The 11371-nt window shown below is 38.4% G+C and carries 8 protein-coding genes; 1 reads left to right on the top strand and 7 read right to left on the bottom strand.

Features of this window, described 5'->3' with window-relative positions:
* Window positions 1-4: 4 nt before the first annotated feature.
* The 6 genes from ACYQ3L_RS15905 to ACYQ3L_RS15880 all read right to left on the bottom strand — a co-directional run bounded on the left by ACYQ3L_RS15905 (window position 5) and on the right by ACYQ3L_RS15880 (window position 7934).
* Window positions 5-505 (bottom strand): hypothetical protein, encoded by a 501-nt coding sequence (locus ACYQ3L_RS15905; protein WP_380001263.1) that lies wholly within the window; start codon window positions 503-505, stop codon window positions 5-7.
* Window positions 506-566: 61 nt separating this feature from the next.
* Entirely contained in the window at window positions 567-3026 is a 2460-nt protein-coding gene (locus tag ACYQ3L_RS15900) for a Calx-beta domain-containing protein (protein WP_380001265.1), read from the bottom strand.
* Between the two features lie 11 nt (window positions 3027-3037).
* Window positions 3038-4933, bottom strand: coding sequence for an OmpA family protein (locus ACYQ3L_RS15895; protein ID WP_380001267.1), 1896 nt, complete (start codon window positions 4931-4933; stop codon window positions 3038-3040).
* A 9-nt stretch (window positions 4934-4942) separates the two neighbouring features.
* Entirely contained in the window at window positions 4943-5548 is a 606-nt protein-coding gene (locus ACYQ3L_RS15890; RefSeq protein WP_380001269.1) for a DUF3575 domain-containing protein, read from the bottom strand.
* A gap of 26 nt (window positions 5549-5574) precedes the next feature.
* Window positions 5575-6570, bottom strand: a complete 996-nt coding sequence (locus tag ACYQ3L_RS15885) for a hypothetical protein (protein ID WP_380001271.1) — start codon at window positions 6568-6570, stop codon at window positions 5575-5577.
* 149 nt (window positions 6571-6719) lie between these two features.
* On the bottom strand, window positions 6720-7934 hold the full coding sequence (locus ACYQ3L_RS15880; RefSeq protein WP_380001273.1) for a FimB/Mfa2 family fimbrial subunit: 1215 nt from the start codon (window positions 7932-7934) through the stop codon (window positions 6720-6722).
* 478 nt (window positions 7935-8412) lie between these two features.
* Between ACYQ3L_RS15880 and ACYQ3L_RS15875 the strand changes: the two genes are divergently transcribed.
* Window positions 8413-9270: a helix-turn-helix domain-containing protein gene (locus ACYQ3L_RS15875; protein ID WP_380001275.1), complete on the top strand. Its 858-nt coding sequence runs from the start codon at window positions 8413-8415 to the stop codon at window positions 9268-9270.
* A 343-nt stretch (window positions 9271-9613) separates the two neighbouring features.
* Here ACYQ3L_RS15875 and ACYQ3L_RS15870 read toward each other — a convergent pair whose 3' ends face one another.
* A complete protein-coding gene (locus ACYQ3L_RS15870; protein WP_380001277.1) occupies window positions 9614-10888 on the bottom strand; it encodes a phage integrase SAM-like domain-containing protein in 1275 nt (424 codons plus the stop codon).
* Window positions 10889-11371 lie beyond the last annotated feature (483 nt).

Here is an 11371-nt window from a genome sequence, read left to right as displayed (position 1 = left end):
TTAATTATTGAAAAACATAGTGGATGTTGCACCAGGCTATTTTTTTCTTTTCGTTTTTCAGTAAGGATAAGGTGGACAGGCCTGCATAGTTGAATGCACTCCAGCATGTCTCGTTGTAGTTCAATGAACGTTTCTTTTCTACACCGCTAATATCCACTATACCTGTCAATCCCAATCTTATTGTCAACTTATCCCTGTTCCCATAGGCGAACGGTATCCATTTGTCTTTTCCGGAAACCAGAATTTCCACAACTCCGTTTCTCATCCTGTATCTGTAGAAGTAGCCGTAAGGCATGATTTTTAGCCGGGAATCATCTATAAAAATTACTCTCATCTCTTTATATAGATTTTCTTTTTCTTCTATCTCATCTTTCCACAAGTCGGATGGTCTTACCTCCGTAATGTCACAGGTGATAGCCCCTTTACGAGAACCTGTGTACATTACAAACTCTTTTATCTGTGAATGTCTGAACGATAAAATCAAAGGAATATTTATGTGTTTCATGTCTTACTTTTCATTAAATTTTAACTGCTAACGACCCCGGCTTCCCATCATACTTCACTTATTATTCGACAACTGAAAATCCGGCGATAGATTCTTTGGGAGAAATCTGTATTTCAGGAGCATTGTCCGGTTTCTTTACAGAGTCTATGCCTACTGCCAATTTTTTAATTCCTTTATTATCCGGGTTATGCAGAATAATACCGCTCAGGTTAATAGCACTACGGTTGCCATCGCCCCAGATACGTAAATCGTGACGGTTCGTGAATACGAAGTCTTTACCTTCTTCTGCTGTTGTCTGAGTATCTACTGAACAGGAAATAGCAATATCTCCTCCTGTGGCATTTGTAAGCAAAGCTCCATCCGAAGCCCTTAACAGGGCGAATTTGAAGAAACCGGAAACAATACTATTCATTCTGCCATGGTCGCCCAGCGAGTTTATCGCAATATGTGCCGGTTGATCTATAATTGTACCGGTACAGCTTAAGTTTGAGCTTTCGAAATTGATATTCGCATCATTGATCGCATATATCTTTCTGAAGTCTACAACCACAGACTTAGGTAATTCATAACGGGTGTCTTCTAATGTTTTCACATTAAACTTACCGGAACTGGCACCCCTTCCTATAACTATGCGCGGGCTGACTCCCATGTCAAAGTCCAAATTATCTGCGGTGCCTTTTCCATAAATACCTTCCACTATAATATCAGAGCCTGTAGCATTGATCAATGCTTCGCCATTTGTTTTGAAGATCCCCAGTTCATATATAATATCCTGTGCACCTTCAAGTCCGTCACGTGTACCCATCAACTTAACCAATACTTCCTGATCTTCTATATCTCCTACACCGACAGGTTTCACCATATAGCTTTGCTCCACATTTGCCAGGCGCAGTTCGAACATTTTACGCCCCTCCATCAAATTATTGGCCTTCACCGGGACTTCTACATCCTGCTTTATCATATATCGTGCTGTGCCATCGTTGGAAGGGACAAAAGACAGGCTACCCCTGGCAGGAAGATAGTTGTCGCTTTTGTTGGCTGTACCGTCTGTAGTCAGATATTCTACCCTTACAGGTATAGGGGCGCCCTGGTCTGTTGTCGGATAACCGGTAAGTGTGATGGTGAAGATAGCAGTTGTGAAGCCACTTACCGGTTTGTTTATCTTTACATCCGACACATATAGTCCATGCCCTAATTTTATCAGGCGGTTTTTCATATCTTTAAACAGGATATCCCCGTTTGGTGTGAACAGTATTTCTTCAAACATCTTTTTGTCATCCTCTATAGCATAACGATCGAACAGGAGTTCACCTGACGCAGACAACATACATACCCGTCCGCTCGACCTGCTGGTTAAGAATATACCGTTTGTTGTCATATGTACCTGATCGAAATTACCATCAGTAGCCTTTTGGTATATCTGGCGTCCGTCTTTAGACAATCCTATCATTGTGCCGCGACCACGTTCAGTATCATAGCCTACAATAACAGATTCTCCCGAAACAGGATTCATTTCCATACCCGAAATAGTTCCCTGCATTATATACTTCTGCAAATCTGTACCATCATTGCGCAACAGGGAATAGTAACTCTTATCCGCTGAATTTCCACCAACAAGAACATTCCCGTTCTTTGCCAGAGATAAATATTGTAAGGAAGCCTCGCCCGAAGCCGGTACAATCTCTTTGCTGAATATAATATCTCCTTCCGGACGTATTTTCATTATTCGTCCACCGGCTATTTGGCTGTTTCCGATAAGGAATATGTGGTCATCCTCCGCCGTAATCATTTTAAAGAGATGAAATTCCGGTTCCGGTAATTTTGTAACGAATACAGGTTTTCCATTACTGTCGAGCCTGACCACAGCAGATACAGTACCTTCTTCGGCTGTAAAAGCCGCATGTATATATTCCCTGGAACTGCCGAGTACATCGAAACCCATACATGGACCACCTTCATCGGAAATATATTTATAAACTACTTTGCCGGTAGAATCCACCTTGGCAAGCATACCTGCCCGAACGCTTCCGGAGCGCGGCTCATATCCTCCTAATACAAAGCTGCCGTCCCGAAGCTGCTGTCCGCAGAACAGTTCACTACCGATTTCTCCGACATTAATATCTTTAAGTATTTCTCCTGTTTTATCAGTTATAATAAATCTGCCGTAAACGCCTTTGTCTTTTTTCTTCGAAAGCCAATCCCGGGATTGCCCCAGTATCAATAGTTTACTATTACCTATGTGGTAAGCGTTGTTTACAGACTCAAACCCTTTCGTCAAAGTACGGGAAGCAACAGCCGATCCATCCCTGCTGATCCATGTGACCGTAGTAACACCGTCATTACTTCCTATCAGGGCTACCTCCCCGTTTGTGACAGGGCAGGTATACTGGTATGTGATGTCTTCACCATATGTCCTGTCGTAAACGACAGGCATGTATTGGGCATGAATATTGATTAGTGGATATGTCGATGACAAAACCAAAACGACCAAAATGGCATACAATTTCCTTCTTAACTGCATTGTAATAATATTTATTTTGTTATTGCTTTTATATCTACTCGCCGTACATCCCGGTTGAGTCGTATTTTATTCTCTAATGGAAGATATTGGTAAAGGGATTTACCTGATAATTCCTGGCTGAATTGCGATAATAAAGAGGAAAAATCGATATCGGCCGCAATCTGTCCTTTACCTTGCATTAACAGCTTAGCCGTTATACCGTTATCTTTCATCCAGTTTCCGACTTCGACAGCTCTTTGTTCAGAAAGAACCTGATTATATTGTTCTCCTCCGATTTCATCAGCATAACCTTCCATGACGAGCGTATCTATTTTGCTGAAATCAGATTCTTTTTGCCATGCCTCAAGGGCTTTCAACGATTCTGCGCCTAACATATAAGAGTTAAAATCGAAATAGAGGCTCAACACATGTTCTACAAACCGGCTACTGGGCAAAGCCTCCTTTAAAGGACCTGTATGACTCTTATTTTCGTCCCTTATTAGATTTATAGATCCATTGCTTACAGCTTTAGCTTCTGATATGCCAAAAAGCATGTTATTTTTTCGTTTGTCCGATATATTCCGCTCGAAGTAGAATATATCATCTTTATTTGCTGTTTTTCTGTCCGAAACAATGTATCCTCGGTCTTCGTCGATATGAAGCAAGCTAAAATCATTGTGAACCGTATTTATCGGATAGTCAAAATGTACCAGGCTTCCATCTACGGTATGTCCGTTTTCATAAGTTATGCCATATACATCATAACCGCCAAATCCTATATGACCATTAGAGGAAAAGATCAGCATATCATCAAACAAGCTCGGTGAGATTTCATCTCCTTCGGTATTGACCTGAGAGCCAAGGTTTACAGATTCACCCCATGTTCCTTTCCGGTCGTCCCAGTGAGTAACATAAATATCGTACCCGCCAAAACCGCCGGGCATATCCGATGCAAAAAGCAACGAACGGTCGTTATTGAATAAATAAGGATGAGAATAAGAGCTGCCTTCTATTTGATGGAAAATTTCTTTGAAGGAAGACCAGCCTTTTCGTTTCTGGTCATAGTTTGAATAATATAATCTGGTCTGGAAAGTATTCAGCCCCTGAGCTGTCATTCCTATTCCTTCGCTTTTTCCATAATAAACCTGAGTTACTACCATTCTGGTCATATTACGCGAAAACGACATGGGGCCATTTTGCAAACTGGAAGGAATCATATCCAACATCCGTTTTTTTATATCTCCTTCATTCCTAACGGAATATACGGAACTTTCAGCCAGTGAAAAATAATTGCTGCGGTGGTAGAATTTCTTATTCGGATCGTGGAAACGACTCTTGCTGCTGGCATAAAAATACTCACCTGCTTTCACACCTACCCAAAACTCAGAATTAGAAGTATTTACTTTATCCAATGACCGAACTGTAAACTCGGGTATCCCTATTGGTAAAAAGCCATCTTCGTAATTAAGAGCATGTAAGATATTCTGGTAACGCTGATCTGAATGATAAGTATCGCGAAAGGCATACCGTCGGGCCAGGCTAATGGCTTTCATCCGCTGTCCAGAAAAACGCAGGGCATCCAGATAATTACATATATCCGCTGTACTGAATAAGTTGCCGGAGATAGCCATGGCCGACTCATAATGAGGTACAGCCTTTGCATAATCCAACAGAGTGAGGTATAAACGCGCTACTTTCAGATGTAAAGCTGCCCCATATCCTGAACTTAAAGCATGACTAAAGGCTGTTTCGTAAATAGCCATCGCCTCGTCAAAATCCTGACGAATGAATTTTCGGTCGGCGCGAGCCTCAATCCCTTTAGCTCTCCTGTCTCCTTCCGTTTCATTTTTGATATCATCACCTATTGCGGATAATGAAATAAAAAACAAGAATATAAGGAAAACGGATCGTATTATATTGTTAATCATAAGAGTCTTTTATCTGAATATATTATACACGAATGATACTCCGATTTTAGTGGGTCCTACATAATTTTTTGTCTTTTTGATTTCCTCTGCGAAATTTGCGTATTCACCCCCAAGTTGATATTTATCATATTCCAGAAGAGCATATCCTACTCCAATATTAACATCTATGCGAAAACGGCTCGACAGATAGAATTTATATCCGGCTGTGACTCCGGCCGACATTCCCCATCCTTTGCGACGGTAACTGGTTTTCTCTTCATCCTTGTTTTTTAGTCCGATATTGAAATTTCCGGCCATTGCATAAGGTCCTACATAAAAACCGTCCCAAAGGTCGTTTGTATAATAATACTTAGGATTGAGGTAATACCTGAAATCGAGACTGCCGACAAGTACCCGGAACACTTCTTCATTTTTTTTGAATAAATAGGGCATCCACATGACATCTGTGTTTATCGTAAGCTGCCGTCCGACAGTCCATTCAATACCAAAATTGGGGTTTCCGGTCAAAATAAAAGGAATATTTGTTTTCAGTGCCTGAGATTTTACTACCGGGGTATAACAAAAGAACATCAGTAGTATAGCACCGGTAAAAATGTATTTAAAATAATGTTTCATTGATTCATAAATTAATAAATATCTGTTTATACGCCTATTCCGCCACCACCGGGGCCGGAGTTTTCTTCCGTCTCTATCTGAGGATTCCATTTCTCCGGATCCTCTAACCTCAATATCTGGATATTATTACCATCAACTTCTATTATGTGGGTCTCATTCATATGCAAGACGATTGGGATTCCCATTTTGTCTGTAAAAGGAATGGTCAAAACGGATAAGGTATTATCAGATTGCCCGATAAAGCTCAACTTTAAAACGATGGGTTCAAGCTCACGTCCTTCTGCTGATAAGTCGGGTGAAGGAAAATAATAATTCTGAACCCCGAATTCGAAGTCTTTATATTCAACATCGAATGTTTTACCGCTCAATCGCATTATATCTGATGTACTATTTCGCGAAGACCGAGTACTGGTACTGTCTTTTAGCGCCAACAGGTATTGGGTGACACCTACACCTGAGGCCTCAATGTCTATTTTCTTTATATTGGTATATGTTAATGAAGCATCTAATTTGAAAAGATTCTTAAAAGCTATGCAAATACGCCCTACATATTTCCGTTCAAAAAAAGCCGTATCGGAAACTACCGGGCCAGGAAAGTTAATTGATGGAGTTTTATACTCCAGATAAATTGCAGAAGGTTCTTTATAAGTTCCATCCGTAGATTGTTGCAGATCGAATCTGGCTTGGCTATATATGTTTAAGTCCTGAAAAAGTGTTCCCTGGGCATTTGTAAAGCAGTACACATTGTAACTGCCGGGATAAAGCCTGAAATTAAAATTTCCCAGCCTGCTTCGTGCATTTTCCGAAAATGGACTACCGGAATATCTTTCCTTTTTAAGTTCATCATTATAGATAAAGATGCTAAGATCCTCGATACTATATGTCTCTGTCCTTATATTCTTATCAGCTTTGGGTACATAAATTTCATAATTGGTTTCATCCTCGAAATAGTCATATGTACATGATGATAAATACAATAGAGCAGGTAGATAAAAAAACTGTAAGTAATATCTTTTATTCATTTTTTTTAGATAATAAGATAACATCCAGCTACTATCCGCCCTGCCGGAACAATACTTGGATAAAGTATTGTTCCAGTAAAAGAGCAAGATAATAATGTTCAATTAGTTATTCAGATCTTGATTGTTTATGAAAAACCCGGCACAAATATTTAGACTTCGACTTGTTCGCTTTCTATTTTTGAGTTCCAGTTTTCAGGAGCGCCAACTTCTATAATCAGTGTGCCTTCGTTTTGAGGTTCAGGTATTTCGGGGTATCCCTTCGATTTGATGGTCATATTTACTTCCCGTATCACATTTGGAGAGAAAACACCTTTGATTGTACCTGCCCAATATACCGATTGAGGTTTTGATGCTATTGTTCCATCAGCATACTGATATCCGGTTGGAGCCCATCCTGTGAGGATAACAAAATACATTCTTGCAGGCTCCGCGTTAACATTCGTAGCTTTCCCTTCTGCCTTGGTGGCATTTGGTAATACATGGATATCTTTCCATAGCGTAAATTTATTATCAACAATAACTTTTGGGTCATAACCTGTTGTCGGATCAGCATCATTATAAGTACTTGTTCCGCTGGAACCGATCATAATTCTGTTAGCATCGGAAGCAGTCGCATAAATACCACCGGCAAATGATCCCGACTTGAGGCCTATACCAACAGGCATGTTTCCTATAGCAATAAAATTACTGGTATTGGCAAAATCTACCGTGCTCAACTTTGGCGCGTCCTCCTTATCAGTTTTATCTACGCGTATACGCATCAATGAGATTTCTCTTTTCAGCATTAACGGGGTAGAAGAAAGGTCTGTAGTTTTTCCTTCTTCTACTTTTATATTTGAAGAATATGCCGTGAATATTTCTGAAGCAGGCGAGTATGCAGCCGTTTGAGAGAAAGTATGTCCGGCAGGCAGAGTAGATTCTTTCAGATCGATAAACAGTTCAGAATTAAGTTTTTTGTTCAAAACATTGTATGCATCAAATTTTGCCCAAGTTGTACCGCCATCGAGTGAAGTAGCCACATTGTCCACATCGCTCTTGATGTTTGCCACGATTGCCAGATCATAAGTGCCCTGAGGTACATTTGTCCATTTAAAAACCTTGGTTGAAGACGTTGATGGATCTATAACATCTGAAAAAGCAACAGCGCCACTCACTGAGTTATATAAAAATAATTGTATTTTGTTCACGTTGCTCCAACCAGTAACAGGGATAGCTGTTGAAGACGCATCTTTGGTGGTAATACCATCAAATCTGACTTCAGTCACTAAGTCTCCTGTATTTGAAGCCACCGGAACATTTTCATCGCTACCGCAAGAAGAGAGTAGCAGGATGGCAGAAGCCAGGCTAAATAATACTTTTTTCATTTTTCTAATTTTTAATTTAAAATAGATTTTAGATAATATAGTTGATTAAAAAATGGATAATCTCTCCCAATCCAAACTTTATCAATGTCAAACAGTATTTGTTAATATATAACTCGATCAAATAGTCTTAACATTAGATAATTCATTTCGCTTCATGCTATATCATTGATAATATTACTATTATCAAGTTTGTAATAATATTATCTTTTTGTTAATAGTCTGTCACTTTAGAAGTGACAGGCAGAAGATAGACACTGATATATAAATAGCTGACATATAGTATATAAAATACTAACCCAACCTTCAAATAGTTTTACAAACTGTCGAACAAATTATTTATCCGAAAGGGTATATAGTATGTAAATTAATAGCTATTAATTTGAATAATAGATAGTTGTAATTGATACTATGTATAAGTAAAGGCAAAAATGATTTTTTTTTACAAACATTTGTTAAACATATTGAAAACTTGGGTGTTATGGGACTTTTATATTTAGAAGAGCATTTAAGATGTATAAATTACGACCATGATAAAAATCCCGCAATAGAATTCGTTTCTATTGAAGAGGGGGAATCTTGGGACAATCTGTCTTTGGGCAATAAACTGATATTCTTGTTAGATGGGAGATTTGTCTTTTCATTCGGGGAATATTCTGATTGCCAAATTAGATGTAAGCAGATATTATATCTTCCTACAGGCTATAAGTTTAATTGTAAGGCATTGGAGAAAAGTAACTTTTTTGTAATATGCATACAAGGGCATACTTGTTTCTGTGATAATTACCATTTCAAAGATCTTGAGAAAGAAGTCATATATAAGGTTAAACGCCCGGCCTCTACAGTAAATAGCTTATTCACACTGGAAATGAATGAATACTTAGAGAAGTATCTTGATAATCTGCTTGATTATATACATGTTGGTGTCAAATGCAGGTCTTTTTATCAGCTGAAAATAAAAGAGTTATTCTATATTTTCCGATGGTTTTATCCGAAAAATGTTTTGTGGGAGTTCTTTCAATATGATTTGAAGAGTGGAAACGAGTTTGCAGCATCTATCATGGATACCTGGTATAAATACAAATCGGTGGGAGAACTCGCTAATGCCATGAATTACACAACATCCGGCTTCGAAAAACGATTTAAGCGTATATTTGGATTATCTCCATATAAATGGATGAAGGATCAGAAAGCTAAAAGGATCTTTCATCAGATAAGAAATACGAATCAAACTTTTAAACAGATTAGTTCTGACTTCGGATTTGCATCCTTACCTAGTTTTAATGATTTTTGTAAAGCTAATTTCGGAAAGCCACCGGGGAATATAAGAGAAAAATAATAGGTTTGGCGGAAAATCAGAATAAGTGGGTAGCTATTAATAAGGTTTAATATTAAAATTTAAATAAATTTGTGTATCCGTTTTTTGGCTTCTGCCTGTCACTTCTAAAGTGACGGAGTTGATGGTAAACAATCTACAGATCGTAAAGATATGTATTTAACATTTATAAATTGACATATTTATGAACATTTTAACAGTTTTTTTATTAATAATACATATATACTATTTACATAAAGATGGCGTTTTCTTAGAATTATACAAATCTCAGCTTACCTTATATAAGGCAAGAAAAACAGGAGATAATATCATATGAGTTCTGCAAGGTTATGATAATGATAAATATTCAATCTGTTGCAAACAACTGCTTTCGCGGATTTATATCTATAGAAGCTGAAACAATATCATTTGCGTTATCCAAAACCGAGCGATCCAAAGATGCCAAATAGGTATAGGTTGTTTTTTCATTATTGTGTCCTAAGCTTTCGCTTATTACCCATATAGGCAGGTTCTCTTTTTTTGCCATTGTTGCCCAACTATGACGGGATACATGTGTAGATAGGGACTTGTCGATATTGGCTTGGGATGCCAGGATTTTGAGATATCTGTTTTGTTGGCGTAATCCGCTTTCATAGTACAATCGTTTCGACTTATTATCATCGTGGATAATAGGGAATAAATAAGGTGAATTCTTCACGTCGTTAGCAAAGCTATCTATCAGTGACTGTAATCTGGGTGTTATCTTAATTTCTATCATCTGTCCTGTTTTTTTCCGGTAGTAACGGATAAGCTCGCCCTGAATATTATCTTTACGTAAATAAGCCATATCTACGAAGCTCATACCACGGGTATGGAAACAAAAGAAGAATAAACGCCACGCCTTGTACAGACTCACATCGCTCAAAGAATCAGGAACCTTCTCACTATCGGAGAACTGAGAGAATTTCAAATTATGAAGCCGCAGAATTTCCTCTTGATTAAGTGCTCGTTTTCGTGTTTTATCCACTCCGGTATAGACTTCCAAAAATGGGTTTTCATTTTTGTTCTCTATAAATCCTTTGCGTACAGCTTTATTATAGATAGCCCGTAGATTCCGCATATAAAAAGAAATAGTGTTCAGGCTTCGTCCTTTTTCTTTCATGGAGCGCTCATAACTCCTGATAAGAAAATTATCAATATGGATTAGAGGAATATCTTTCCCTTTATTAAATTCTATAAGTCCATAGGCTGCTGTCCGGTAAGCCCGGGCTGTACGCTCCTGTCCGAAACGTACCAGTTCACAGGATAATTGCCGGACTAATTGCTGGAGGCTCATATCCGACGAGTCATATCTGAAGTGGAGAGCAATATCCTCCACATCATAATGCCCGTCTTTCTCCAATAAACACACAGCCTGTTCGAATAGACTTTTGCTTTGCGCCAGATACTTTTCAGCCTGAAGTATATAAGATTCTCTTTCCGGATATTTATGTACTATCCGTTGCTGGTCTGCGTTCCATTCTTCAGGGTACAATTTGAACGGAATACTCAACTGTTTAATTTTACGATGGTGAATGAATCTCATATTCAAACTTCCAACATAATCCGTACCTCTGGATGAAGGACGGTAGATAAAAGACATAGTCGCCATTATTAAGCTCTTTTATATAAATATTAAAAAATTAATTACTCAAATATTCTGATAAACTCACTTGATATTAACTGTCAAAACCTGAAGGCGTGTTCTTCGATAGATTATAAATACATTTGGTAATTATTTCCCTCATATAACACCTGGCTTCCTCTACAGGACTTAAGCAAGCCGATAATAAATCTCCGGATCTGGATATACATCAATGCCTGATATTGTCAATATAGAGGATACCCTGGTATATTCGAAAGTCTCCCTTAAACGTTCTTTGACGGATAAGAAGTTGCTCTTTTAATCAAAGTTTACAACAAGTCCTCTCTTTGCAGGCTTTCCCCTCCTAAAACCTGCAACCTTTTCTTAGAAATCTGTTTGTAGGCAATCAGAAATTACTGCCCTATGGAGAAACCATATAGCGATGCCAAACAAACTGAATTCATCGTAAAAAAGATGATGCCCCTGTCGGAGTCATACTTC

The sequence above is a fragment of the Dysgonomonas termitidis genome (assembly GCF_054657735.1).
This window is presented reverse-complemented; position numbering and strand designations above follow the sequence as displayed.